Raw genomic sequence first — 25,243 nt, forward strand, 5'->3', positions numbered from 1 at the left:
GGCTCGGCGGCGGGCGCGACGGGCGCGGCCTCGGCGGCCGGGGCCTCGATCGGCTCCGGGGTCGCCGTGGCACGGGTGGCCCGGCGGCGCGTACGGGGCGCCGGAGCGGCCTCCTCGACCGGCTGAGCAGCCTCGGCGGCGGGCGCGGCAGGCGCGGCCTCGGCGGCCGGGGCCTCGATCGGCTCCGGGGTCGCCGTGGCACGGGTGGCGCGACGACGCGTACGGGGCGCCGGAGCGGCCTCCTCGACCGGCTGAGCAGACTCGGCGGCGGGCGCCGCGGCGGGGGTGTCCTCGGCGGCCGGAGCCTCGGCCGGGGCGGTCTGGGGTGCGGTGGCCTTGCGAGTGGCGCGGCGGCGCGGACGCGCGGGCGCCGGCTCCTCGGCGGCCGGGGTCTCGGCGGCCGGAGCGGCCGGTGCGAGGGGGGTCTCGACGACCTCCGTGGGGGCCTCGGTGCCGGCCTCGGCCGTCACCGGCGGACCGGCCGGCCGGGAAGCGGCGCGGCGCCGGCGGCGCGGCGGCAGCTTGTCACCGGGTGCGTTGGTGTCGTTCTCTTCGAGCATGCGGGGTTCTCCCGTCACGCTCCCGGGCGCCGCGTCTGGTTCCGGTCCGGCGGCACGAACGCGCGAGTTGCGCGGTGCCGCCGTCCGGGGCGCGGGCGCCGCACGGGAGCTCTGTGTCTGGCTCGCCGGTTCCGTACGCACCGTGCGTACGGCCTGGCGAAAGTCTCCTGGTCAGTGCGCTGCCCGACCCAGGTGGCTCCCGAGTGCCAGGGCGGCGCTACAACGACCGCTCCCTACGCGGTGCCGTCACCCGGCGCCGTCGCTGAGGAGGTCGCGGCGGCCGTGGGTGGAGCGGCCGTGACTGCCTCGCGGTCGGGCGCGAGCGGGTCGGTCACCGTGCCGGACTCCTCGTCGAAGAGCCCCTGCGCCAGCCTGGTCACCGCTGCGGGGACCGGCGGCGCCAGGTCGGCCACAGCTCGGAGACCGGACAGGACGTCGTCGGGTCGCACGGCAGGTGTCACGTGCCGAACAACCAGCCGCAGTATCGCACAGGCGCTGTCCAGCGGCCTATCACCCTGGGGATCGCCCGGGGTGGGGGCCGCGGTCAGCTCCACGACGGCACCGCGGGTGTCGAACGTGCGCAGACCGTTCTTGGTCTTGCGCTGTACTTCCACGCTCTCGGCCGCGAGAAACGCGTCGACGGCCTTGCGAGCGTCCTCGACGTCGACGCCGTCGAGCCGCAGCTCCCACACGGAGGCGGTGAGCCGGTCGGCGAGGCCGGAGGTCCGGGCCTCGACGGCGTCGACGATGTCGAGGCCGCTCGGCATCGACTCGTCGAGCAGGGCGCGCAGGGTCTCGGGGTCGCGGGCCTCGGTGAGGGCGATCTCGAGGTATTCGGCCTCGGAGCCCGTACCCGTCGGGGCGGCGTTGGCGTACGACACCTTGGGGTGCGGGGTGAACCCTGCCGAGTACGCCATGGGCACCTCGGCACGGCGCAGCGCACGCTCGAAGGCGCGCTGGAAGTCACGGTGGCTGGTGAACCGGAGGCGGCCGCGCTTGGTGTAGCGCAGTCGGATGCGCTGCACCGCCGGTGCGGGCGGCGGGCCTTCGGGCTGTCGCTTGCCCAGTGGTTCTTCTCCTCGGTGCGGGGCGGGCGCGGGTGGCGCACCGCCCACGAGATGCGGGTGTGCCCTGGGGGGTCCGCCCGGTTCACCCCCGCGTCTGCGGGGAGATCTCGGGGGCGGGCGCCGCGCCGGGGACGTTCGTTGTACTACCCAGAGTACGCGCCCGGGCCACCTGAGGTTCCCCGGGCCGGTCCGACCGGGCCTCCCCGACCAGGGCGCGCCAGGTGTCGAGCCGGGCCCGACGGACGGCGTCACGGGCGGAGGCGAGGGCCGCCCGGGCCGCCTGCCGCCCCTCGGCGAGGGCCTTGCGGGCGGGCACCCAGACGGCGTCGCGCACCCAGTGGCCGACCGGAGTGCACACCTCGCGGTAGACCCAGGCGGCGGGCCGCACGAACAGGTTGCGGGCGACCCAGGCGACGGGACGCGCGACGAGATTCCGGGCGAGCCACGCGAGGCCGCGGCCGACGGCCCGGGACAGGAACCCGGCGGCGCGCCAGCAGATGGCGAGCGCGTCGCGGATCTCACGGCCGACGGGCGCCAGGACGCGCCGCCACAGCCAGACGGCCGGCCGGGCGATCCCGTACGTCACGAGCGGCACGAGCACGTACCGCCACGGCCACAGGACCAGCACGGTGAGGAGCCCTTGGGCGGCGGTCAGGAGCCCGCGGCCCAGCCGGCCGGCGCCGGTCGCGATGGCCCGCGCGAGCCCGGTGCACACCCACGCCAGGGCCCGCCCCGCACGGACGAGCACCCAGGCGATCCCGCGCCCCACCGGGGCCAGTACCGCCCGGTACAGCCAGACGGCCGGGACGGCGAACCCGTAGCGGGCGACGGGGACGAGGACGTACCGCCAGAAGGCGGAGAAGGGCAGGGCGAGCACCTTGCCGAGCAGCACCGCTCCGGCCCACAGCCCGCGCCCCAGCCACCCGAGGCCGGCGCCCAGCCCCCGGAACGCCCGGGCCAGCCCGCCCCACAGACCACCGAGCAGCCAGGAAAGACCACGCCAGAGGCCGCCGAAGACCCACGCCGACCCGCGCCACAGCCCACCGAACACCCACGCCAGCCCGCGCCACAGCCCGCCGAACACCCACCCGATGCCCCGGCCGATGCCCCGGGCGGCCCAGGTCAGGGCCCGGCCCGTCGGGGTCAGGAGGTGCTCGTACAGCCAGACGGCCGGGCGCTTCAGCAGGTGGCGGCAGAGCCAGGTGAGGGCCCGGCCGGTGGGGCGGAGCAGGGTGCGGTCGAGGAGGCGGCCGGCGGCCTTGAGGGCGTCCCAGGCCATGCGGACCGGGAGGACGAGGACCAGCACGACGAACCTGACCGGGATGCGGATCAGGGCGTGCGGGGCGGGCGGGACCGGCGCCGGGTTTTCCGTGCTCATGTCCCACAGGACGCCGACGGCCCGGCGGAGGGTTCACCCTCCGCCGGGCCGTCACACGATCGCCGTGCGGGGACTACTTGTTCACGACCGACAGCGGCAGCAGCTTCTTGCCCGTCGGGCCGATCTGGATGTGCGTGTCCATCTGCGGGCAGACACCGCAGTCGAAGCACGGCGTCCAGCGGCAGTCCTCGACCTCGGTCTCGTCGAGCGCGTCCTGCCAGTCCTCCCAGAGCCAGTCCTTGTCGAGACCGGAGTCCAGGTGGTCCCAGGGCAGGACCTCCTCGTAGGTGCGCTCGCGGGTCGTGTACCAGGCCACGTCCACGCCGAACTCGGGGAGGGTCTTCTCCGCGCACTCCATCCAGCGGTCGTACGAGAAGTGCTCGCGCCAGCCGTCGAAACGGCCGCCGTCCTCGTAGACCGCACGGATGACGGCGCCGACGCGGCGGTCACCGCGCGAGAGCAGGCCCTCGACGATGCCGGGCTTGCCGTCGTGGTAGCGGAAGCCGATGGAGCGGCCGTACTTCTTGTCGCCGCGGATCTTGTCGCGGAGCTTCGCCAGGCGCTCGTCGGTCTCCTCGGCGGAGAGCTGCGGGGCCCACTGGAACGGCGTGTGCGGCTTGGGCACGAAGCCGCCGATGGAGACGGTGCAGCGGATGTCGTTCTGGCCGGAGACCTTGCGGCCCTCGGCGATCACGTTCATCGCCATGTCGGCGATCTGGAGGACGTCCTCGTCGGTCTCCGTCGGCAGGCCGCACATGAAGTACAGCTTCACCTGGCGCCAGCCGTTGCCGTACGCGGTGGAGACGGTCCGGATCAGGTCCTCCTCCGAGACCATCTTGTTGATGACCTTGCGCATGCGCTCGGAGCCGCCCTCGGGGGCGAAGGTGAGACCGGAGCGGCGGCCGTTGCGGGTCAGCTCGTTGGCGAGGTCGACGTTGAAGGCGTCCACGCGGGTCGACGGCAGCGAGAGGCCGACCTTGTCGTCCTCGTAGCGGTCGGCGAGGCCCTTGGCGATGTCACCGATCTCGGAGTGGTCGGCCGAGGACAGCGACAGCAGGCCGACCTCCTCGAAGCCGGTCGCCTTGAGGCCCTTCTCCACCATCTCGCCGATGCCGGTGATGCTTCGCTCCCGCACGGGGCGCGTGATCATGCCGGCCTGGCAGAAACGGCAGCCGCGGGTGCAGCCGCGGAAGATCTCGACGGACATCCGCTCGTGGACGGTCTCGGCGAGCGGGACGAGCGGCTGCTTGGGGTAGGGCCACTCGTCGAGGTCCATGACGGTGTGCTTGGACACGCGCCACGGCACGCCGGACCTGTTCGGGACGACGCGGCCGATGCGGCCGTCCGGCAGGTACTCCACGTCGTAGAACGCCGGGATGTAGACCGAGCCGGTCTTGGCGAGGCGGAGGAGGACCTCCTCGCGGCCGCCGGGCCGGCCCTCGGCCTTCCACCGGCGGATGATCTCGGTCATGTCGAGCACGGCCTGCTCGCCGTCGCCGATGATCGCCGCGTCGATGAAGTCCGCGATCGGCTCGGGGTTGAAGGCGGCGTGGCCGCCGGCGAGCACGATCGGGTGGTCGACGGTCCGGTCCCTCGACTCCAGCGGGATGCCGGCGAGGTCGAGGGCGGTGAGCATGTTGGTGTAGCCGAGCTCGGTCGAGAAGGACAGACCGAACACGTCGAAGGCGCCGACCGGGCGGTGGCTGTCGACCGTGAACTGCGGCACGCCGTGCTCGCGCATCAGCGCCTCGAGGTCCGGCCACACGCTGTACGTGCGCTCGGCGAGGACGCCGTCACGCTCGTTCAGCACCTCGTAGAGGATCATGACGCCCTGGTTGGGCAGGCCGACCTCGTACGCGTCCGGGTACATCAGCGCCCAGCGGACGTCGGCGGACTCCCACGGCTTGACCGTGGAGTTCAGCTCTCCACCGACGTACTGAATCGGCTTCTGCACGTGCGGGAGCAGAGCTTCGAGCTGCGGGAAGACAGACTCGGCAGCAGACATCTCGAACCTTCGTGAGCTGGCAGGGGGCGACTCTCAAGCGTACCCCGGTGCTCAGTGGCTCAGTGCCGCCCGGATTTCCGGGGCCGAGGCCCACTCCCACAACTCCGGCAGCTCCCGCTCCCGCGCCTCCCCCGCCGCCGCCTCGCGGCCGTAGAGGACGCCCCAGGTGAAGGCGGACTCGCGGGCCGCGTGGGCCCGGACGGCGAGGTCGCGGAGGGCCGCGCGGGTGACGACGCTGTCCTGGTGGTCGCCGAGGCAGGACTGGACGGCCTTGACGCGTTTCACGAACCGTTTGGCGGGCTTGCCGAGGACGGGGCGGGCGGACTCGCCGGCGTAGCGGGCGCGCTTGGCGGCCTTGCGGGCCTCGTGGAGGGCGCGGTCGCGCTCGGGGCCCGGGCCGAGGGCGAGGGCGCGGTCGATCCGGCCGGCGAGGCGGTCGAAGTCCTTGCGGGCGGCGCGGGCGAGGACCTCGGGGGCGTCGTGGGCGGCCGCCTTGCGCAGCGGCGGGTCGGCGAGGAGCGCGGCGAGGCGGTCGAGGAGGGCGAGGTGGCGGTCGGAGTCGAGGGCGGCGAGCACCGTGCGGCGGGCCTCCTCGGCGCGCTTCAGGCCGTGGACGCGCAGCCGGGCGTGGACGGGGCCGAGGAGGAGGGTGTCGGGGAGCGCGTCGAGCCGGTCGGAGAGCCGCTGGTGGAGCACCTCCTCGTCCCGGGCGACGCCGAGCTCGCCGGCCAGCCACTTCAGCTCCTCGCCGATCGGGTCGGTGACGCGGCGGTCGAGCACCTTGCGGTAGGTCTTGAAGGCGCTGCGGAGCCGTCGGGTGGCGACGCGCATCTTGTGGACGGCGTCGGGGACCTCGCGGCGGACGGCGGGGTCGTGGGCGACGACGGCCTCGATCTGTTCCCGTACGTACGCGAGGACGGCGTGGCCGGCGGTGCCGGGGGCGGCGGCCGGCGGGGGCTCGGTGGGGCCGCCGCCGGTCTCGGCGAGGGCGCGGGCCAGTTTGGAGGGTGCGTGCGAGGGGCGGATGCCGGCCTTCTTGAGGCGTTTCTCGACGGCGTCGAGGACGGCCTCGTCGGCGTCGTCGGCGAGTTCGACCTCGATCTCGGTCCAGGCGGCCTTCCCGCCGCCGGTGAGGCGGTCGGCGTGGACGGTGTCCACGGAGAGTTCGGCGAGCAGGGAGCCGTCGGCGTCGAGCAGGTGGCGGACGTCGCGGCGGGAGCGGAGGCGGACGACGGGGACGACGTCCTCGCGGCGGACCCGGGACCGCAGGAGTCGCTCCAGGGAGCGCGGCAGCGTGTCGGCGAGCGGGGCTCTGATCTCGTCGCGGGTCCCGGGGGCGACGGGGAGCTTCAGGTGCCAGCCGGCGTCCGAGCCGCCGGTGCGCCGGCGCAGGGTGAGCGCGCCGGCGGCGAGCCGCAGGTCGGGCGTGTCGTAGTAGACGGCGTCGAGTTCCATGACGCCTTCGTCCCGGACGGCGGCGACGCCCGGGATCCCGTCGAGGTCCGGGACGGCGGCCTGTTCGGCGGCCTCGTACTTCCGCTCGATCTCGCGCTTGGTGTCCTCCATGCATCGAGCCTAGAACGCGAGGCGGGTGCGGCGGCAGTGCGCGTCAGGCCGTCATGGGGCGTTGCGCCCTGATGGACTGCAGGAGTCCGATCGCGATCCACACGGCGAACATGGACGAGCCGCCGTAGGAGACGAAGGGCAGCGGCAGGCCCGCGACGGGCATGATGCCGAGCGTCATGCCGATGTTCTCGAAGGACTGGAACGCGAACCAGGCGATGATGCCGGCGGCCACGATGGTGCCGTAGAGCTCGGTGGTCTCGCGGGCGATGCGGCAGGCCCGCCAGAGGATCACGCCGAGGAGGGCGAGGATCAGTCCGGCGCCGACGAAGCCGAGCTCCTCGCCGGCGACGGTGTAGATGAAGTCGGTCTGCTGTTCGGGCACGAACTGGCCGCTGGTCTGGTGGCCGTTGAAGAGTCCGGCGCCGTACAGGCCGCCGGAGCCGATGGCGATGCGGGCCTGGTTGGTGTTGTAGCCGACGCCGGCCGGGTCGAGTTCGGGGTTGGCGAAGGCGGCGAAGCGGTTGATCTGGTACTCGTCGAGCATCCCGAGCGTGGTCACCAGGACGGCGCCGAGGACGCCCGCGCCGATCAGGCCGAGGACCCAGCGGTTGGAGGCGCCGGAGGCGAGCAGCACGCCGAGCACGATGACCGCCATGACCATGACGGAGCCGAGGTCGGGCATCAGCATGACGATGCCCATGGGCAGGGCGGCGAGCGCGAGGGACTTGGCGACGGTGCGGTGGTCGGGGTGGATCTGGTCCCCCGCGTCGACCTTCGCCGCCAGCAGCACCGCCATGATCAGAATGATCGTGATCTTGACGAACTCGCTGGGCTGGATCGAGAAGCCGCCGCCGAGCTGGATCCACGCGTGGGCGCCGTTGATGGTGGCGCCGAGCGGGGTGAGGACGGCGAGGATCAGCAGGATCGAGATGCCGTAGAGGACCGGCACCGCGCCGCGCAGGGTGCGGTGGCCGAGCCAGATCGTGCCGATCATCAGGACGAGGCCGATGCCGGTGTTGAGGGAGTGCCGGAACAGGAAGGCGTACGGGTCGCCGCCGTTGAGCTCGGTGCGGTTGCGGGTCGCGGACCACACGAGCAGCGCGCCGAGGAACGACAGGGCGAGCGCGGACAGCAGGATCGGCCAGTCGAGCCTGCGCAGCACCGAGTCGCGGGCGGTGAGCCGGGCGAGCGGCCCGCGCTCGGGTGCGTAGCGGGAGACGGAGAAGCCGTGGGGGGCGGTCATCGGGTCAGTCCCTCAGGTACGGGGGCGGGCCCGCGAGCGGCGGCACCACGCCGCCCTCGGCGGGGTCGACGAGCTGCGACTTGGGGTCGTACGGCTTGACCTCGGGCGCGTCGATGGTGCCGTCGGGGTTGATCTTCGGCAGGGTCTTCTGCGGCTGGGGCAGCAGGGCCCGCTTGAGGTCCTGGTTGCCGGCGTCGTCGAGGCCGTAGATGGCGTCGTAGATGTTGCGCACGGCGGGTCCCGAGGCGCCGGAGCCGGTGCCGCCCTGGGAGATCGTCATGACGATGGTGAAGTCCTTGGTGTACGTCGCCAGCCAGGACGTCGTCTGCTTGCCGTAGACCTGGGCGGTGCCGGTCTTGGCGTGCATCGGGATCTTGTCCTGGGGCCAGCCGCCGAACCGCCAGGCGGCGGTGCCGCCGGGCTCGACGACGGACCGCAGGCCCTTGTCGAGGTCCTTGACGGTCTGGGCGTCGACCGGCAGCCGGCCGTGCGGCTTGGGCGGGATCTCCCGGATCCGCTTGCCGTCGGGGCTGATGACGGCCTTGCCGACGGTCGGGTTGTAGAGGGTGCCGCCGTTGCTGATGGCCGCGTAGGCGGTGGCCAGTTGGACGGGCGTGATGAGGACGTCGCCCTGGCCGATCGCGAAGTTGATGCTGTCGAATGCCTTGAGCTGGTTGCCTTCGAGGCAGCTCTCGTAGGCGATCTGCTCGACGTAGGTGCCGCCCTTCTTGCCCTGCTTGCACCAGGCGTCCTTGTTGGCCTCCCAGAAGCTCTGCTTCCACTGGCGGTCCGGGATGCGGCCGCTGACCTCGTTGGGCAGGTCGATGCCGGTCTCGCTGCCGAAGCCGAAGTCGCGGGCGGTCCGGTAGAACCAGTCCTTGGCGTCCTTCTTGGGCTTGAGGCCGCCGTCGCGCTGCCACTCCTGGTGGCCGAGCCGGTAGAAGACGGTGTTGCAGGAGAACTTGAGGGCGTCGCCGAGGGTGATGGGGCCGTGCCCCTTGGACTCGAAGTTGGCGAAGCTGCGGTTGCCCATGCTGTACGAGGCGCTGCACAGGTACTTGTCGTTGAAGTCGTGCCCGGCGCGCACGGCGGCGCTCGCCGACACCACCTTGAACACGGAGCCGGCGGGCGACTGGCCCTGGATGGCCCGGTTCAGGAGCGGGTAGTTGGAGTCCTTGCTGGTGAGCGCGGCGTAGTCCTTGGCGGAGATGCCGCCGACCCAGGCGTTGGGGTCGTAGTCGGGCTGGGAGGCCATCGCGACGACCCGGCCGGTCCGGGACTCCATGACGACGACGGCGCCCGCGTCGGCCTCGTACGGACGTCCGGTGATCTTGTCGGTCTCGCCCCGGACGGTCTTCATCGCCTGGTGGAGCTCGTACTCGGCGACGGCCTGGACGCGGGCGTCGATGCTGGTGACGAGGGTGGAGCCGGGCACGCCCGGGTCGGACTTGGTCTGGCCCATGACGCGGCCGAGGTTGTCGACCTCGTAGCGGGTGACGCCGGCCTTGCCGCGCAGCTCCTTGTCGTAGGTGCGCTCGATGCCGGAGCGGCCGACCTGGTCGGAGCGGAGGAAGGGCGAGTCGGTGTCCTTGGCCTTCTCGATCTCCTCGTCGGTGACGGGCGAGAGGTAGCCGAGGACCTGGGCGGTGCGGGCCTTGCCGGGCGCCGGGTAGCGGCGTACGGCGGCGAGTTCGGCGGTGATGCCGGGGAAGTCCTCGGACGCCTCACGGATCGTCAGGGCCTGCTGGGTGGTGGCCTTGTCGGTGACCGGGATGGGCTGGAACGGGGAGCCGTTCCAGCAGGGCTTGGGCGTCTCGGAGTCGCAGAGCCTGATCTTGTTCATGACGTCCTGGGGCTTCATGCCCAGGACGCCGGCGAGCCGGGTGAGGACGGCCTTGCCGTCGTCCTTCATCTTCATCAGCTCGGTGCGCGAGGCGGAGACCACGAGCCGGGTCTCGTTGTCGGCGAGCGGGACGCCGCGGGCGTCGAGGATGGAGCCGCGTACGGCGGGCTGGACGACCTGCTGGACGTGGTTGTTCTTGGCCTCGTCGGTGTACTCCTTGCCCTCGCGGATCTGGAGGTACCAGAGGCGTCCGGCGAGGGTGAAGAGCAGGGAGAAGACGAGGACCTGGATGACGACGAGCCGGATCTGGACCCTGGGGGTCCGTCCGGTCTCCGGGATGTTACTCATGCTGCCGGTACCCCCTCGGTCACAGTCGCTTGACTCCCTTGATGCGTCCGGCGCGTGAGGCGCGGGTCCGGGCGGCCTTGACGAGCAGGCCGCTGCGCTGGGTGCCGATCCTCAGGCCGGTGCCGGAGGCGAGCCAGCCGGAGGAGACGTCGGCTCCGTTCCCCCCGGTGGCCTCGGCGATCGGGTCGTTCTCGGCGCGCCGGGCGATGGCCATGATGAGCGGCACGGTGAACGGCGCGAGGAGCAGGTCGTAGAGGGCCGCCGTGAACAGCAGGAAGCCCAGGCCGACGTGGCGGGCGGCGGTGTCGCCGACGAGGGCACCGACGCCGGCGTAGAGGAGGGTGGAGCCGACGGCGGCGACGGCGACCACGGCCATGGGGCCGGCGGCGGACTTGAGCCGGCCGTTCTCGGGGCGGGCGAGGCCGACGAGGTAGCCGACGACGCAGAGCACGAGGGCGTAGCGGCCGGCGGCGTGGTCGGCGGGCGGGGCGAGGTCGGCGAGCAGGCCGGCGGTGAAGCCGACGAGGGCGCCGGTGACGTGTCCGTGGACCAGCGCGAGCGCGACGACGGTGAGCAGGACGAGGTCGGGGACGGCGCCGGGCAACTGGAGGCGGGCGAGGACGGAGACCTGGACGACGAGGGCGACGACGACCAGCGCGGCCGACAGCAGGATGCGGTTCAACTTCACGGCGTTTCCTCCCCCTGGTCCTGCGGCTGGTCCTGTGGCTGCGCCTGTTGCTGGTCCTGCGGCTGTGCCTGCTGGTTCTGCTGCTGGGGCTGCTGGTTCTGCTCGTCCGGCTTCAGCGCGGGCTGGTCGCCCTGCTGCCGGGCCTGCCCCTCCTGCGGGTTCTGCGGGTTCTGCTGCGGGGGCGGCGGGGTGACCGTGACGGTGACGGTCGGGGCCGGCTTGGGCTTCGGCGGCAGCACCGTGTCGCGGGGGTCGGTGCGCGGGGCCTGGACGACGACGCCGACGATGTCGAGCTTGCTGAAGCCGACGTACGGGCGGACGTAGACGTTACGGGTCAGGCCGCCGCCCAGCGGGTCGACGCGGACCACCTCGCCGACCGGCACGCCGGGCACGAAGGGCTTGGCGCCGTGCGAGCCGAAGGTGACGAGCCGGTCCCCGGGCTTGACCTTGGCCTTGCCGTTGAGGAGCTGGACGAGCAGCGGGCCGTTGCCCTGGCCGGTGGCGAAGCCGAGCTCGGCGGTCTTCTCCAGGCGGGTGCCGACGGTGAAGTCGGGGTCGTTGGCGAGCAGCACGGTCGACGTGGAGGGGCCGACGGTGGTGACCCGGCCGACGAGTCCGGCGCCGTTGAGGACGGTCATGTCGCGCCGGATGCCGTCGCGGGCGCCGGCGTCGATGGTGACGGTCCAGGAGAAGCCCTGGGCCGCTCCTATGGCGATGACCTGGGCGCCCTTGATGCCGTACTGCCCTGCGCCGGCGGTCTTGAGCAGGGTGTCGAGTTCGCGCAGCCGGCTGCGGTTGCGGTCGTCGCTGCCCAGCTTGGCCTTGAGGGCGGCGTTCTCCTGCTCCAGGGCCGCGATCCGGTTGTGCCGCTCCCCGGAGTCGCGGACCGCTCCTATCGCGTTGCCGATCGGGTCGACCGCCGAGGCGACTCCGTTCTCGACGGGGCCGAAGACCGCGGCCGCGGCCTGCCGGGCACCGTCGACCGGTGACTCCTGGCCTCCTCGGATGTCCACCGTGATCAGTGCGAACGCGATGGCGATCAGCAGTACCAGGAGCAGCCGGCTCTCTCGTGTGTCCCTCACGTGCGGCGGCCGTGCCTTTCCTCGTTCGATACGGGCCCCCGGGCCGGGGCCCGGGGGGTGATGGAGTTGTGGGGTGACGCGGTCGTCACGGGACCGCCGGCCGGGTCAGCGGCGCGGCTGGGCGTCGAGCACCTGCTGGAGCGCCTCGAACTCCTCGACGCACTTGCCGGATCCGAGCGCCACCGAGTCCAGCGGGTCCTCGGCGATGTGGATCGGCATGCCGGTCTCGCGGCGGAGCCGTTCGTCGAGGCCGCGCAGCAGGGCGCCGCCACCCGTGAGAACGATGCCGCGGTCCATGACGTCACCGGAGAGCTCCGGCGGGCACTTGTCGAGGGTGGTCTTGACCGCGTCGACGATCGCGTTGACCGGCTCCTCGATGGCCTTGCGGACCTCGGCGGCGGAGATGACCACGGTCTTGGGCAGGCCGGAGACCAGGTCGCGGCCGCGGATCTCGGTGTGCTCGTCCTGGTCGAGGTCGTAGGCCGAACCGATGGTGATCTTGATCTGCTCGGCGGTGCGCTCGCCGAGGAGGAGCGAGTACTCCTTCTTGACGTGCTGGATGATCGCGTTGTCGAGCTCGTCGCCGGCCACCCGGATGGACTGTGCCGTGACGATTCCGCCGAGGGAGATGACGGCCACCTCGGTGGTGCCGCCGCCGATGTCGACGACCATGTTGCCGGTGGCCTCGTGGACCGGGAGGCCCGAGCCGATGGCGGCGGCCATGGGCTCCTCGATGATGTGCACCTGTCGGGCGCCGGCCTGGGTGGACGCCTCGATGACGGCGCGGCGCTCCACCCCGGTGATGCCGGAGGGCACGCAGACGACGACCCGGGGACGGGCCAGATAGCGGCGCTTGTGGATCTTGAGGATGAAGTAGCGGAGCATCCGCTCGGTGATCTCGAAGTCGGCGATCACGCCGTCCTTGAGCGGGCGGACGGCGACGATGTTGCCGGGGGTCCGGCCGATCATCTTCTTCGCCTCTGCACCGACCGCGAGGATGCCGCCGGTGTTGGTGTTGATCGCGACGACGGACGGCTCGTTCAGAACGATGCCTCGACCCCTGACGTACACCAGCGTGTTGGCGGTCCCGAGGTCGACAGCCATGTCACGGCCGATGAACGACATTGAGTTCCCCTTGTTTCCCATGAGGATGCGTCGGGCCTTCCCTAGCGGAGCGTTGACGGCTTCTCAGGTCGGCGAGGTGGTGGCTGAAGGTGGTGCGGCGTGGAGTTTCCCCATCGTAGTGCCGCCCGCACGGATACCGCGCGGCGGACCGCCCCAGTCCACCTCTGTATAGGTGACGGAGTGATGCGCCGATCCGTTCCCGAGTTCGGCGTTCATATGCCTGGGGGCGACCGAAATTCCTTCGGTCGCCCCAGGGGGTGGCGCTGTTCGGCTGACGCGGGGTCAGACGAGGCCCGGGAAGAAAATCTTCAGTTCCCGAATGGCGGACTCCTCGGAGTCCGAGGCGTGGATCAGGTTCTCGCGGACGATGGTGCCGTAGTCGCCGCGGATCGAGCCGGGGGCGGCGGCGATCGGGTCGGTCGGGCCGGCGAGCGTGCGCAGGCCCTCGATGACCCGCTCGCCCTCGACGACGAGCGCGACGACCGGGCCGGAGGCCATGAAGCCCATCAGCGGCTCGTAGAACGGCTTGCCCTTGTGCTCGCCGTAGTGCTGCTCCAGCGTCTCCTGGTCCAGCTCGCGCATCTCCAGGGCCGCGATGGTCCAGCCGGCCTTGCGCTCGATACGGCCGATGATCTCGCCGATCAGGCCACGGCGGACGGCGTCGGGCTTGAGCAGGACGAGCGTGCGCTGGCTCACGGGGGAACTCCTTCAGACAACGGTGTGCGGGACTGAAGAGGCTACAGGGCCCGCACCGGGCACGATCACGCAGCGTCAGGCCCTGCGGAGCCTTCGGAGGCGGCCCAGCCGGCCTTGATCTCGTCGATCTTGCGGCCGTAGTGCACGGAGGCCCACCAGAGCACCGCGAAGAGCGCGCCCAGGAAGAACATCACCGGCACCACGAAGCCGCTGGCGACCAGACCGATCTGCAGGGCCCAGCCCAGGTGCACACCGCCCGGACGGGTGATCATCCCGCACAGCAGCACCGACAGGACCATGGCGATCCCGCAGACCGTCCACACCGTCGACATCGCCAGGGAGTCGTCCTTCATCGCGACGAGCCCGGCGAAGCCGATCACGAAGAACTCGCCGATCAGCGTCGAGGAACACAGCACCCGCATGGCTCAGCCCCGCTTCAGCAGCAGTCGGGCGTCGCCGACCGTGAAGATCGATCCCGTCACGAGGACGCCCGCTCCCGCGTACTCGTCCTCCTCCTCGGCGAGCGTGATCGCCGCCTCGATGGCGTCGTCGAGCCGCGGCTCGACGACCACCCGGTCCTCGCCGAAGACCTCGACCGCGATCGCGGCGAGCGCGTCGACGTCGGTGGCCCGCGGGTTGGAGTTCGCCGTGATCACGACCTCCGCGAAGATCGGCTCGAATGCCTCCAGAAGGCCCTTGGCGTCCTTGTCGGCGCTCGTGGAGACCACGCCGATGAGCCGGGAGAAGCCGAAGGACTCGGTGATGCCCTCGGCCGTCGCCCGCGCGCCGTGCGGGTTGTGCGCCGCGTCCAGGATGACCGTCGGCGAGGACCGCACGACCTCCAGGCGGCCCGGCGAGGCCACCTGGGCGAAGGCCCGGCGGACCGTGTCCACGTCCAGGGTGCGGGCGTGCTGAGCGCCGATGCCGAAGAACGCCTCGACGGCGGCGAGCGCCACGGCCGCGTTGTGCGCCTGGTGCGCCCCGTAGAGCGGCAGGAAGACGTTGTCGTACTCGCCGCCGAGGCCGCGCAGGGTCAGCAACTGGCCGCCGACCGCGATCTCGCGCGAGACGATGCCGAACTCCATGCCCTCGCGGGCCACGGTGGCGTCCACGTCGACGGCCTTCTTCAGGAGCACCTGCGCCGCGTCCACCGGCTGCTGGGCCAGGATGACGGTCGCGCCCTCCTTGATGATCCCGGACTTCTCGCCGGCGATCTCGGCGGTCGTCCCGCCGAGCCGGTCGGTGTGGTCCAGGTCGATCGGGGTGACGACGGCGACGGAGGCGTCGATGACGTTGGTGGCGTCCCAGGTGCCGCCCATGCCGACCTCGACGACGGCCGCGTCGACCGGGGCGTCGGCGAAGGCCGCGTACGCCATACCGGTGAGCACCTCGAAGAAGGAGAGGCGGTACTCCTCGCGGGCGTCGACCAGCTCCACGTACGGCTTCACGTCCCGGTACGTCTCGACGAAGCGCTCGGGGTCGATCGGGGCGCCGTCCAGGCTGATCCGCTCGGTGATGGTCTGCACGTGCGGCGAGGTGTACCGCCCGGTGCGCAGGTCGAAGGCGCCGAGCAGGGCCTCGATCATGCGGGCCGTGGAGGTCTTGCCGTTGGTGCCGGTGATGTGGATCGACGGATACGCGCGCTGCGGGTCGCCCAGCACGTCCATCAGGGCCGCGATCCGCTTGACCGAGGGCTCCAGCTTGGTCTCGCCCCAGCGGGTCGACAGCTCGGTCTCGACCTCGCGCAGCGCCTTGTCGACCTCGGGGTCGGCGGGGCGGGAGGGCACCGGGTCACCCTGGGGCGGCCCGGCCATCGCGCGCAGGGTGCGGCTGCCGGCCTCGATCACCGCCAGGTCCGGGTCACGGTCGGTCTCGGCGTCGACGATGTCGTCGAACTGGTCGCTCGGGTCGCTCGGCTCACTCACGCGTCCAGTCTACGGAGGCGCACCGACAGGACCACGGACCCACCCCTCGCGGCCCCGCCCCGCACGGACCCGGCCTGATCCGAAAGACCCGGCCTAGCGCAGCCCGCTCGGCAGCAGGGCGGTCACCACGTAGGCGCCGTGTTCGCGGCGGGCGGTCAGGGAGCCGCCCATGCTGGTGACGCGCTCCTCCATCGAGAACAGGCCGGTGCCGGTCGACACCGGGGCGCGGTCCGGCGGGGTCGGGGAGAGCGGGTTGCGGACCTCGACGCGCAGGGAGTGGCCCTCGACGGTGATGGAGACCGTCACGGGCAGGCCGGGCGCGTGCTTGGCCGCGTTCGTCAGGCACTCCTTGACCACCCGGTGGACGGCCGTCTGCCGCAGCGGCGACAGCGCCTTCGCCTCCTCCGCGACGGTGACCTCCACGGGGCTGCCCATCCGCTCGCTCTCCTCGGCGAGCGCGGCGAGACCTTCCAGGCCCGGGGTGGCGTCGGCCGCGTCGCCGCGCCGCACGATGGTCTCGTTGAGCATGTGGTGGGCGCGCCGGGCGGTGTCGGCGAGCTCCTCGAAGTCGCGCTGGTGCGCCTCTCCCCTGGCCCGTACGGCGAGCACCTCGGCCCGCACCGCGAGGACGGTCAGCTCCCGGCCCACGAGGTCGTGGACGTCGCGGCCGACCGAGATCCGCTCCTCCTGGACGGCCTGCCGGGCGGCGGACTCGCGGCGCTGGGCCTCCAGGGCGCGCACGAGGTCCTGGCGGTAGGCGGCGATGCCGACGCCCGCGGCGAGGACGCCGATGGGGACGACCAGGCTCAGGAAGTCGCTGAGGGTCTCACCGTGCCGGGCGGGCCAGCCGGGCGTGTGGAAGTAGGCGTAGGCGGTGCCCACGTACAGCAGGGTGGCGAGGACGGCGGTCCGGCGGCCCCGGAAGCGGCCCAGCGAGTACAGCGCGAACTGGACCATCGTGAGCTCGTGCAGCCAGCCCATCAGGCCGAGCGCCACCAGGAACGGCAGCCAGGGCAGCTTGCGCCGCAGCACCAGCGTGGCCGCGCCGCCCGCGAGGACCAGGGTGGCGGTGACCCCGGTGAGCGAGTTGTCGGCGCGGGCGAGCCCGGGGACGTCCAGGAGCATGAGGCCGAAGGCGCTGAGCGCGGCGACGACGTCCATGGCCCGGGGCGACCCCGCCCACCGGTCCACACAGCGGCGCAGCGCGCGGAGGGCGGGGAGGCGGAGCATGTCTTCCATCATCCAAGGTCGTTCGGCCCGAGTTGACGGACTTTGGTCCCAGCCCGTGTGAGGTCGGACACTTCGGACATACGGGAGGGGCCCGGAACCGTCACCGGTTCCGGGCCCCTTCAGCCGTACGGGCTAGCCCTGCGGCAGCCGCTCGAGCTGCGCCTGGATGCGGGCGATGTCCTCGTCCGCCTTGGCGAGCCGGGTGCGGATCTTGTCGACCACGTTGTCCGGCGCCTTGGCCAGGAACGCCTCGTTGCCGAGCTTCGCCTCGGCCTGCGCCTTCTCCTTCTCCGCGGCGGCCAGGTCCTTGGCGAGGCGCTTGCGCTCCGCGGCGACGTCGATGGTGCCGGACAGGTCGAGCGAGACCGTGGCACCGGCGACCGGCAGGGAGGCGGTGGCGGCGAAGCCCTCGCCCTCCGGCTGGAGGCGCAGGAGCTGACGGATGGCGGCCTCGTGCGCGGCGAGCGGGGTGCCGTCGAGCTCCAGGCGGGCGGGCACCTTCTGGCCGGGCTGCAGGCCCTGGTCGGCGCGGAAGCGGCGGACCTCGGTGACGACCTTCTGGAGGTTCTCGATCTCGGCCTCGGCGGCGTCGTCGCGGAAGCCCGAGTCGGTCGGCCACTCGGCGATCACGAGGGACTCGCGACCGGTGAGGGTGGTCCACAGGGCCTCGGTGACGAACGGGACGATCGGGTGCAGCAGGCGCAGCATCACGTCGAGGACCTCGCCGAGGACCCGGCCGGAGACCTTGGCCTGCTCGCCGCCGGCGAAGAAGGTCGTCTTCGACAGCTCGACGTACCAGTCGAAGACCTCGTCCCAGGCGAAGTGGTACAGCGCGTCGCTGAGCTTCGCGAACTGGTAGTCCTCGTAGAACGCGTCGACCTGCGCGACGGTCTTGTTGAGGCGGGAGAGGATCCACCGGTCGGTCGCGGACAGCCGCTCGGCCGGGGGCAGCTCGCCCTCGATCGTGGCACCGTTCATCAGCGCGAAGCGGGTCGCGTTCCAGATCTTGTTGGCGAAGTTCCGGGATGCCTTGACCCAGTCCTCGCCGATCGGGACGTCGACGCCCGGGTTGGCGCCGTTGGCCAGGGTGAAGCGGACGGCGTCGGAGCCGTACTCGTCCATCCAGTCCAGCGGGTTGACCACGTTGCCGAAGGACTTCGACATCTTCTTGCCGTTCTGGTCACGGACCATGCCGTGCAGGGCGATGGTGTGGAACGGCGGGGTGCCGTCCATCGCGTAGAGGCCGAACATCATCATCCGGGCGACCCAGAAGAAGAGGATGTCGTAGCCGGTGACGAGGACGGAGTTCGGGTAGAACTTCGCGAGGCTCTCGGTCTGCTCCGGCCAGCCCAGCGTGGAGAACGGCCACAGGCCGGAGGAGAACCAGGTGTCGAGGACGTCGGTGTCCTGGTGCCAGCCCTCGCCGGCCGGCGGCTCCTCGTCGGGGCCGACGCAGACGACCTCGCCGTTCGGGCCGTACCAGACCGGGATGCGGTGGCCCCACCACAACTGGCGCGAGATGCACCAGTCGTGCAGGTTGTCGACCCAGTCGAAGTACCGCTTCTCCATCTCCTGCGGGTGGATCTTGACCTTGCCGTCGCGGACCGCGTCACCGGCGGCCTTGGCGAGCGGGCCGACCTTGACCCACCACTGCATCGACAGACGCGGCTCGATGGTGGTCTTGCAGCGCGAGCAGTGGCCGACGGAGTGGGTGTACGGGCGCTTCTCGGCGACGATCCGGCCCTCGGCGCGCAGCGCGGCGACGATGGCGGAGCGGGCCTCCAGTCGGTCCAGGCCCTGGAAGGGGCCGTGGACGGTGATGACCGCGTGCTCGTCCATGACGGCGATCGACGGCAGGCTGTGGCGCTGGCCGATCTCGAAGTCGTTCGGGTCGTGCGCCGGGGTCACCTTGACGGCGCCGGTGCCGAACGCGGGGTCGACGTGGGTGTCGGCGACGACCGGGATGCGGCGGCCGGTGAGCGGCAGCTCGATCTCGGTGCCGATCAGGTGCTGGTAGCGCTCGTCGTCCGGGTGGACGGCGACGGCGGTGTCACCGAGCATCGTCTCGGCGCGGGTGGTGGCGACGACGATCTCGGCGTCGCCCTCGCCGTACCGGATGGACACGAGCTCGCCGTCGTCGTCCTGGTACTCGACCTCGATGTCGGAGATGGCGGTCAGACAGCGCGGGCACCAGTTGATGATGCGCTCGGCGCGGTAGATCAGCTCGTCGTCGTAGAGCTTCTTGAAGATGGTCTGGACGGCCTGGGACAGGCCCTCGTCCATGGTGAAGCGCTCGCGGGACCAGGCGACGCCGTCGCCCAGACGGCGCATCTGGCCGGAGATCTGGCCGCCGGACTCGGCCTTCCACTGCCAGACGCGCTCGACGAACGCCTCACGGCCCAGGTCGTGGCGGGACTTGCCCTCCTTGGCGAGCTCGCGCTCGACGACGTTCTGGGTGGCGATGCCGGCGTGGTCCATGCCCGGCTGCCACAGCGTCTCGTAACCCTGCATCCGCTTGCGGCGGGTGAGGGCGTCGATGAGCGTGTGCTCGAAGGCGTGGCCCAGGTGGAGCGAGCCGGTGACGTTCGGCGGCGGGATGACGATCGTGTACGGCGGCTTGTCGCTCTTCTCGTCCGCCTCGAAGTAACCCCGCTCCACCCAGCGCTCGTACAGCGGCCCCTCTACCTCGGCCGGCGCGTACTGGGTCGGCAATTCGGGAGTGGCTGCTGTCTGCTGCTGAGTGTTCTCGGTCACGGGGTCAGTTTAGGGGTGTCCCGGCATGGTCCTGAAACTCGATTGTTCGGTAACGGTGTGACCCCCACCGCCCCGGTGCCGCACGGCTTCCGACAGGATGTTCGCTACGCATAAACATCCTGTGAGGGGAACCTGTCCATGAGCTACAACCAGCCGGGCCCGTACGGCGGCCAGCCCCAGCAGCCCGGGCCGTACGGCCAGCCGGGTCCCTACGGCCAGCAGCCCCAGCCGGGGCCGTACGGTCAGCCGCAGGCCCCGCAGCCCGGCTACGGCTACCCGCAGCAGGCCCCGCAGGGCGTCCCGCCGCAGCAGCCCGGCCCGTACGGCCAGCCCGGCCCCTACGGGCAGCAGCCCCAGCAGCCCGGCCCGTACGGCCAGCCTCCGCAGCAGCCGCCGTACGGCGCCCCGCAGGGCCCCGGCGGCTACATGCCGCCCCCGCCGGCCGCGAAAAAAAGCAAGGCGGGCTGGATCGTCGGCGCGGTGGCGGTCGTGGCGGCGCTGGGCGTCGGCGCGTACTTCGTGCTCGGCGGCGGCGCCTCCGACGTGGCGAACGACGGCCCGCACAAGCTGACCACCCCGGACATCGTGCTCGGCGAGTACAAGAAGGACGCCAAGGGCGGCGACTCGGCCGGCAAGGACTCCCTCAAGGAGGCCCAGACCGGCGTCAAGAACGCCACGCAGGTCGAGGCGAGCTACAAGGTGGAGAACAAGACCAACCCGCTCGGCGGCAAGCTCCTCTCCTTCAGCGGCCTCTACGGCGAGATCGACGACCCGTCGAAGGTCGTCGACGACGTCTTCGCCGCCGTCAAGGCCGAGTCCGACAAGGAGAAGGACAAGGACACCCCCGAACTGGTCGGCAGCCCGCAGCAGTACACGCCGGCCGAGGCCGACGGCGCCGTCCTGAAGTGCCAGGAGGCCAAGACCAAGCCCGACGCCGCCGCGGGCACCCCGGCGTTCAGCATGACCATGTGCGTGTGGGCCGACCACAGCACCGTGGGCTTCGTCGTCCCGGTGGACATGGCCGACATGCTCGCGGGCAAGGCCCGTTCGGGCGAGGAGGCGGCGGCCCTCACCGCCAAGCTCCGCAAGGAGATCCGCGTCAAGCTCTGAGGCCCGACGGCCCCACGGCCCGACCGCCCGACCGCGTACATCGGAAAGGGGCGCCCCGCGCGAAGCGGGGCGCCCCTTCTGTCGTCCGTGCGGTGATCTCCGTACGGCTAGGCCGACTTCTCGTGCCTGCCGTCGTTCTTCACGATCCGCGGGACCAGCGTCGGGTTGACGTTGTTCCGGACCACGTCCGCCGTGATGACCACGCGGGCCACGTCCTTGCGGGACGGGACCTCGTACATCACCGACTGGAGGACCTCCTCCATGATGGCGCGCAGACCGCGCGCGCCGGTGCCGCGGAGGATGGCCTGGTCGGCGATGGCCTCCAGGGCCGGGCGGTCGAAGTCCAGCTCCACGCCGTCGAGTTCGAAGAGGCGCTGGTACTGCTTGACCAGCGCGTTGCGCGGCTCGACGAGGATCTTCAGCAGGGCCTCGCGGTCCAGGTTGTGGACCGAGGTGATGACGGGGAGACGGCCGATGAACTCGGGGATCATCCCGAACTTCACCAGGTCCTCCGGCATGACCTCCTGGAACTGGTCGCTGGCCTCGATCTCCCGCTTGGAGCGGATGGTCGCGCCGAAGCCGATGCCCTTGGCGCCGGCCCGCGACTCGATGATCTTCTCCAGGCCGGCGAAGGCGCCGCCCACGATGAAGAGCACGTTCGTCGTGTCGATCTGGATGAACTCCTGGTGCGGGTGCTTCCGTCCGCCCTGCGGCGGGACGGAGGCGGTGGTGCCCTCCAGGATCTTCAGCAGGGCCTGCTGCACGCCCTCGCCGGAGACATCGCGGGTGATCGACGGGTTTTCGCTCTTACGGGCGACCTTGTCGATCTCGTCGATGTAGATGATGCCGGTCTCGGCCTTCTTGACGTCGTAGTCGGCGGCCTGGATCAGCTTGAGCAGGATGTTCTCGACGTCCTCGCCGACATAGCCCGCCTCCGTCAGCGCGGTGGCGTCGGCGATGGCGAACGGCACGTTGAGCATCCGGGCCAGGGTCTGCGCCAGGAGCGTCTTGCCGGAGCCGGTCGGGCCGAGCAGCAGGATGTTGGACTTCGCCAGCTCGATGGCGTCGTCCCGGCCCTGCGCGCCGCCGTTCTCGCCGGCCTGGACGCGCTTGTAGTGGTTGTACACCGCGACCGAGAGGGCCTTCTTCGCGGGCTCCTGCCCGACGACGTACCCCTCGAGGAACTCGTAGATCTCGCGGGGCTTGGGAAGCTCCTCCCAGCGCACCTCGCTCGTCTCCGCGAGTTCTTCCTCGATGATCTCGTTGCAGAGGTCGATGCACTCGTCGCAGATGTACACACCGGGTCCCGCGATGAGCTTCTTCACCTGCTTCTGGCTCTTTCCGCAGAACGAGCACTTGAGCAGGTCGCCGCCATCACCGATGCGTGCCACGAGGTGCTTCCCCTTCGCCGTGGAGCGCTTGGTTCAGCGACTCCTGGTGCCTCATATTCGACGGTACCTTGCCGGGCCCCCCGTTCGGGCCCCCCTTGGCACGGTTGGCATGGTCGGGATTCGGCCATGCCTCCCGCCATGCCCACCGCACCGAGGGAAGGTCGAGCGTCAGGCTGCCGCGGCGGCCGTGCTCTTGCGGGTCGAGACGATCTGGTCGATCAGGCCGTACGCCAGGGCGTCCTCGGCCGTCAGGATCTTGTCGCGCTCGATGTCGTCGCGGATCTTCTCGATCGGCGTCGAGGAGTGCTTGGCCAGCATCTCCTCGAGCTGGCTGCGCATGCGCAGGATCTCGTTGGCCGCGATCTCCAGGTCGGAGAGCTGCTCACGGCCGGTGCCGCCGGAGGGCTGGTGGATCAGCACGCGGGCGTTCGGCAGGGCCATCCGCTTGCCGGGGGTGCCGGCGGCGAGCAGCACGGCCGCGGCGGAGGCCGCCTGGCCCATGCAGACCGTCTGGATGTCCGGCTTCACGAACTGCATCGTGTCGTAGATGGCCGTCAGCGCGGTGAACGAACCACCGGGGCTGTTGATGTAGATCGAGATGTCGCGGTCCGGGTCCATCGACTCCAGGCACAGAAGCTGCGCCATGACGTCGTTGGCGGAGGCGTCGTCGATCTGCACGCCGAGGAAGATCACGCGCTCCTCGAAGAGCTTCGCGTACGGGTCGTACTCGCGGATGCCCTGCGAGGTGCGCTCGACGAAGCGCGGAACGACGTAGCGGTTGTCCATCGGCGCGCCGGTGTAGAGGCCGCTCGGGGAGAGGTTGTTCTGCATCTGGGTGTTCACCGTCCTGGTGGCGTTCGGCGGGGGCTGGGGCTCTTCGGCGGGCTGCCGGGCTCAGGCGCCCGTGCCGCCGCCGCCGGGAACGCCCGCGGCGTGCGTGATGATGGAGTCGATGAGGCCGTAGTCCTTGGCCTCCTCCGCGGTGAACCAGCGGTCGCGGTCGCCGTCGCGGATGATCGCCTCGACGGTCTGGCCGGAGTGGCGCGCGGTGATCTCGGCCATGCGCTTCTTCGTACGGAGAAGGTACTCGGCCTGGATCTTGATGTCCGAGGCGGTGCCGCCGATGCCGGCGGAGCCCTGGTGCATCAGGATGTCGGTGTTCGGCAGCGCGAAGCGCTTGCCGGCGGTGCCGCCGGTGAGCAGGAACTGGCCCATCGAGGCCGCCATGCCCATACCGATGGTCACGACGTCGTTGGGGATGTACTGCATGGTGTCGTAGATGGCCATGCCGGCCGTCACCGAGCCACCGGGGCTGTTGATGTACAGGTAGATGTCCTTCTCCGGGTCGGCGGCGAGAAGGAGCATCTGTGCGGTGATCTTGTTGGCGATCTCGTCGTCGACCTGCTGGCCGAGGAAGATGATGCGCTCGCCGAGCAGCCGGTTGTAGACATGGTCGCCGAGGCCACCACCGATGGACGGCTCACCCGCGGCGTAAGGCTTCAGATTCGTCACGTATCCACCTGCTCGTCTCCGACGGCCACGTGCCGTCTCAGCGTCTCGTTCTGAGGGCAGTGCCCCCGTATTCATGGACCCTAACGCGCTGGTAGGCGGGCGCCATCCCGGTTACCGAACTGTTCGCTGGGAGCGCAAGGTAGTTGGGCGCGCATGATCCGGTCACGAAGGGGTCCCGCTACGTCCACGGGCCCGGACGCACAGGTGTGCGTCCGGGCCCGTGGCGCGGGCTTCAGCGCGAGGCGCGGGCCTCCCGGTGAGCCTGTGAAGCCTGGTGGGGCTTACTTCTCCTCGGAGCCCTCGGAGCCCTCGGCCTCGCCGGAGGCGGCCTTGGCCGCCTCGGCGGCCTGCTCCTCGTCCTCGTCGGACAGGTCCACCACGTTGCCGTTGGTGTCGACGACCTTGGCGGCCTCGACGACGACCGCGAGGGCCTTGCCGCGGGCGACCTCGCCGACCAGCATCGGCACCTGGCCGCCCTGGACGACGGCCTGGGCGAACTGGTCGGGGGACATGCCGGAGGAGGCGGCGCGGCGCATGAGGTGCTCGGTGAGCTCCTCCTGGTCCACGTTCAGCTTCTCCTGCGAGACCAGCTCGTCGAGCAGGAACTGGGTCTTGATGCCCTTGACCGCCTGCTCCTTGGTCTCGGCCTCGAACTCCTCGACCGTCTTGCCCTGGAACTCCAGGTACTTCTCGAGGGTCAGGCCCATCTGACCGAGCTGGTGGTGCTCCAGGTTGTGCTTGCGGGTGTTGACCTCGTCCTCGAGGAGCTTCTCGGGAACGGGGATCTCCGCCAGCTCCAGGAACTTCTCCAGGACGCGCTCCTGGGCCTGGGTGGCCTGGTCGAACTGCTTCATGTTCTCGAGGCGCTTGCGGCTGTCGGCCTTGAGCTCGTCGAGGGTGTCGAACTCCGACGCCATCTGCGCGAACTCGTCGTCCAGCTCGGGGAGCTCACGGGCGGCGACGGCGGTGACCTTGACGGTGACCTCGGCGTCCTTGCCCTCGGCGGAGCCGCCCTTCAGCTTCGAGGTGAAGGTGGCCTCGCCACCGGCCTCCAGGCCGGTGACGGCCTCGTCGATGCCGTCGAGCAGCTCGCCGGAGCCGATGGTGTACGAGACACCGCTGGCGACACCGTCGGGCAGGACCTCGCCGTCGACCTTGGCCTCGAGGTCGATGGTGACGACGTCACCCTCGGCCGCGGGGCGCTCGACGGGGTTGGTGGAGGCGAAGCGCTCGCGCAACTGCTGCACGGACTTCTCGACGTCCTCGTCGGTGACCTCGATGGCGTCCACCTCGACCTCGATGCCGGAGTAGTCCGGGATCTCGATGGTCGGGCGGATGTCGACCTCGGCGGTGAAGGCCAGCAGCTCGCCGTCCTTCAGCTCCGTGATGTCGACCTCGGGCTGACCCAGCGGGTTCACCTCGGCCTCGTTGACCGCCTCGGTGTAGAGCTTCGGGAGGGCGTCGTTGACGGCCTCCTCCAGCACCGCACCACGGCCGAACCGCTGGTCGATGACGCGCGCGGGGATCTTGCCCTTGCGGAAGCCCTTGACCGTGACCTGCTGGTTGATCTTCTTGTACGCCGCGTCGAGGCTGTCCTTGAGCTCCTCGAAGGGCACCTCGACAGTGAGCCGAACCCGAGTCGGGTTCAGGGTCTCCACGGCGCTCTTCACGGTTCGGTCTCCTTGGTGACTGATTCCTGGTTTCCGGCGGCACCACCAGG

The 25,243-nt window shown here is 71.1% G+C and carries 19 protein-coding genes and 1 pseudogene; 1 reads left to right on the plus strand and 19 read right to left on the minus strand.

Going from position 1 to position 25,243, the window contains the following annotated elements; translation table 11 throughout:
• The 15 genes and pseudogenes from ABZ135_RS31895 to ABZ135_RS31965 all read right to left on the minus strand — a co-directional run.
• Positions 1-560, minus strand: a pseudogene (locus tag ABZ135_RS31895) (ribonuclease E/G); the annotation flags it as partial.
• A gap of 233 nt (positions 561-793) precedes the next feature.
• Positions 794-1,585, minus strand: coding sequence for a TIGR03936 family radical SAM-associated protein (locus ABZ135_RS31900; RefSeq protein WP_356700692.1), 792 nt, complete (start codon positions 1,583-1,585; stop codon positions 794-796).
• A gap of 124 nt (positions 1,586-1,709) precedes the next feature.
• Positions 1,710-3,005: a hypothetical protein gene (locus ABZ135_RS31905; protein ID WP_356700694.1), complete on the minus strand. Its 1,296-nt coding sequence runs from the start codon at positions 3,003-3,005 to the stop codon at positions 1,710-1,712.
• A gap of 73 nt (positions 3,006-3,078) precedes the next feature.
• Positions 3,079-5,010: a TIGR03960 family B12-binding radical SAM protein gene (locus tag ABZ135_RS31910; protein ID WP_356700696.1), complete on the minus strand. Its 1,932-nt coding sequence runs from the start codon at positions 5,008-5,010 to the stop codon at positions 3,079-3,081.
• A 51-nt stretch (positions 5,011-5,061) separates the two neighbouring features.
• Positions 5,062-6,576 (minus strand): CYTH and CHAD domain-containing protein, encoded by a 1,515-nt coding sequence (locus ABZ135_RS31915; RefSeq protein ID WP_356700698.1) that lies wholly within the window; start codon positions 6,574-6,576, stop codon positions 5,062-5,064.
• Positions 6,577-6,619: 43 nt separating this feature from the next.
• Entirely contained in the window at positions 6,620-7,819 is a 1,200-nt protein-coding gene (gene rodA / locus ABZ135_RS31920) for a rod shape-determining protein RodA (protein ID WP_356700700.1), read from the minus strand.
• Between the two features lie 4 nt (positions 7,820-7,823).
• Entirely contained in the window at positions 7,824-10,010 is a 2,187-nt protein-coding gene (mrdA, locus tag ABZ135_RS31925; RefSeq protein ID WP_356700702.1) for a penicillin-binding protein 2, read from the minus strand.
• A gap of 19 nt (positions 10,011-10,029) precedes the next feature.
• Entirely contained in the window at positions 10,030-10,698 is a 669-nt protein-coding gene (mreD, locus tag ABZ135_RS31930; RefSeq protein ID WP_356700703.1) for a rod shape-determining protein MreD, read from the minus strand.
• Positions 10,695-11,780 carry a rod shape-determining protein MreC gene (gene mreC / locus ABZ135_RS31935; protein WP_356700705.1) on the minus strand — a complete coding sequence of 362 codons (1,086 nt, stop codon included), beginning with the start codon at positions 11,778-11,780 and terminating at the stop codon, positions 10,695-10,697. The genes mreD and mreC overlap by 4 nt, the downstream gene beginning before the upstream one ends.
• Positions 11,781-11,885: 105 nt before the next feature.
• Positions 11,886-12,905, minus strand: coding sequence for a rod shape-determining protein (locus ABZ135_RS31940; protein ID WP_356700707.1), 1,020 nt, complete (start codon positions 12,903-12,905; stop codon positions 11,886-11,888).
• Positions 12,906-13,187: 282 nt separating this feature from the next.
• On the minus strand, positions 13,188-13,601 hold the full coding sequence (ndk, locus tag ABZ135_RS31945; RefSeq protein WP_345488316.1) for a nucleoside-diphosphate kinase: 414 nt from the start codon (positions 13,599-13,601) through the stop codon (positions 13,188-13,190).
• 65 nt (positions 13,602-13,666) lie between these two features.
• A complete protein-coding gene (locus tag ABZ135_RS31950) occupies positions 13,667-14,023 on the minus strand; it encodes a DUF4233 domain-containing protein (RefSeq protein WP_356700709.1) in 357 nt (118 codons plus the stop codon).
• A 3-nt stretch (positions 14,024-14,026) separates the two neighbouring features.
• Entirely contained in the window at positions 14,027-15,526 is a 1,500-nt protein-coding gene (locus ABZ135_RS31955) for a folylpolyglutamate synthase/dihydrofolate synthase family protein (protein ID WP_356700711.1), read from the minus strand.
• Positions 15,527-15,619: 93 nt separating this feature from the next.
• Positions 15,620-16,756, minus strand: a complete 1,137-nt coding sequence (locus tag ABZ135_RS31960) for an ATP-binding protein (RefSeq protein ID WP_356700713.1) — start codon at positions 16,754-16,756, stop codon at positions 15,620-15,622.
• Positions 16,757-16,888: 132 nt separating this feature from the next.
• Entirely contained in the window at positions 16,889-19,510 is a 2,622-nt protein-coding gene (locus ABZ135_RS31965) for a valine--tRNA ligase (RefSeq protein ID WP_356700715.1), read from the minus strand.
• Between the two features lie 138 nt (positions 19,511-19,648).
• Here ABZ135_RS31965 and ABZ135_RS31970 point away from each other — a divergent pair, with 138 nt between their 5' ends.
• Positions 19,649-20,620 carry a hypothetical protein gene (locus ABZ135_RS31970; protein ID WP_356700717.1) on the plus strand — a complete coding sequence of 324 codons (972 nt, stop codon included), beginning with the start codon at positions 19,649-19,651 and terminating at the stop codon, positions 20,618-20,620.
• Positions 20,621-20,727: 107 nt separating this feature from the next.
• Here the strand turns inward: ABZ135_RS31970 and clpX are convergent, their stop codons facing one another.
• From clpX to tig, 4 genes are all read right to left on the minus strand, one after another.
• Entirely contained in the window at positions 20,728-22,011 is a 1,284-nt protein-coding gene (gene clpX, locus ABZ135_RS31975) for an ATP-dependent Clp protease ATP-binding subunit ClpX (protein WP_030494070.1), read from the minus strand.
• A gap of 168 nt (positions 22,012-22,179) precedes the next feature.
• Positions 22,180-22,842, minus strand: a complete 663-nt coding sequence (locus tag ABZ135_RS31980) for an ATP-dependent Clp protease proteolytic subunit (RefSeq protein WP_345488304.1) — start codon at positions 22,840-22,842, stop codon at positions 22,180-22,182.
• Between the two features lie 63 nt (positions 22,843-22,905).
• Positions 22,906-23,523: an ATP-dependent Clp protease proteolytic subunit gene (locus ABZ135_RS31985; protein WP_356700719.1), complete on the minus strand. Its 618-nt coding sequence runs from the start codon at positions 23,521-23,523 to the stop codon at positions 22,906-22,908.
• Positions 23,524-23,804: 281 nt separating this feature from the next.
• Positions 23,805-25,193 (minus strand): trigger factor, encoded by a 1,389-nt coding sequence (gene tig, locus ABZ135_RS31990; RefSeq protein WP_356700721.1) that lies wholly within the window; start codon positions 25,191-25,193, stop codon positions 23,805-23,807.
• Between the last annotated feature and the right edge of the window lie 50 nt (positions 25,194-25,243).

The organism is Streptomyces sp. NPDC006339 (assembly GCF_040612775.1).
GTDB lineage: Bacteria > Actinomycetota > Actinomycetes > Streptomycetales > Streptomycetaceae > Streptomyces.

Coding starts and splice junctions, on each gene's coding strand:
- rodA (WP_356700700.1), bottom strand. CDS start 7,819: ATGACCGCCCCCCACGGCTTCTCCGTCTCCCGCTACGCACCCGAGCGC.
- ABZ135_RS31970 (WP_356700717.1), top strand. CDS start 19,649: ATGAGCTACAACCAGCCGGGCCCGTACGGCGGCCAGCCCCAGCAGCCC.
- ABZ135_RS31950 (WP_356700709.1), bottom strand. CDS start 14,023: ATGCGGGTGCTGTGTTCCTCGACGCTGATCGGCGAGTTCTTCGTGATC.
- ABZ135_RS31960 (WP_356700713.1), bottom strand. CDS start 16,756: ATGCTCCGCCTCCCCGCCCTCCGCGCGCTGCGCCGCTGTGTGGACCGG.
- mrdA (WP_356700702.1), bottom strand. CDS start 10,010: ATGAGTAACATCCCGGAGACCGGACGGACCCCCAGGGTCCAGATCCGG.
- ABZ135_RS31915 (WP_356700698.1), bottom strand. CDS start 6,576: ATGGAGGACACCAAGCGCGAGATCGAGCGGAAGTACGAGGCCGCCGAA.
- ABZ135_RS31980 (WP_345488304.1), bottom strand. CDS start 22,842: ATGCAGAACAACCTCTCCCCGAGCGGCCTCTACACCGGCGCGCCGATG.
- ABZ135_RS31940 (WP_356700707.1), bottom strand. CDS start 12,905: ATGTCGTTCATCGGCCGTGACATGGCTGTCGACCTCGGGACCGCCAAC.
- ABZ135_RS31910 (WP_356700696.1), bottom strand. CDS start 5,010: ATGTCTGCTGCCGAGTCTGTCTTCCCGCAGCTCGAAGCTCTGCTCCCG.
- ABZ135_RS31905 (WP_356700694.1), bottom strand. CDS start 3,005: ATGAGCACGGAAAACCCGGCGCCGGTCCCGCCCGCCCCGCACGCCCTG.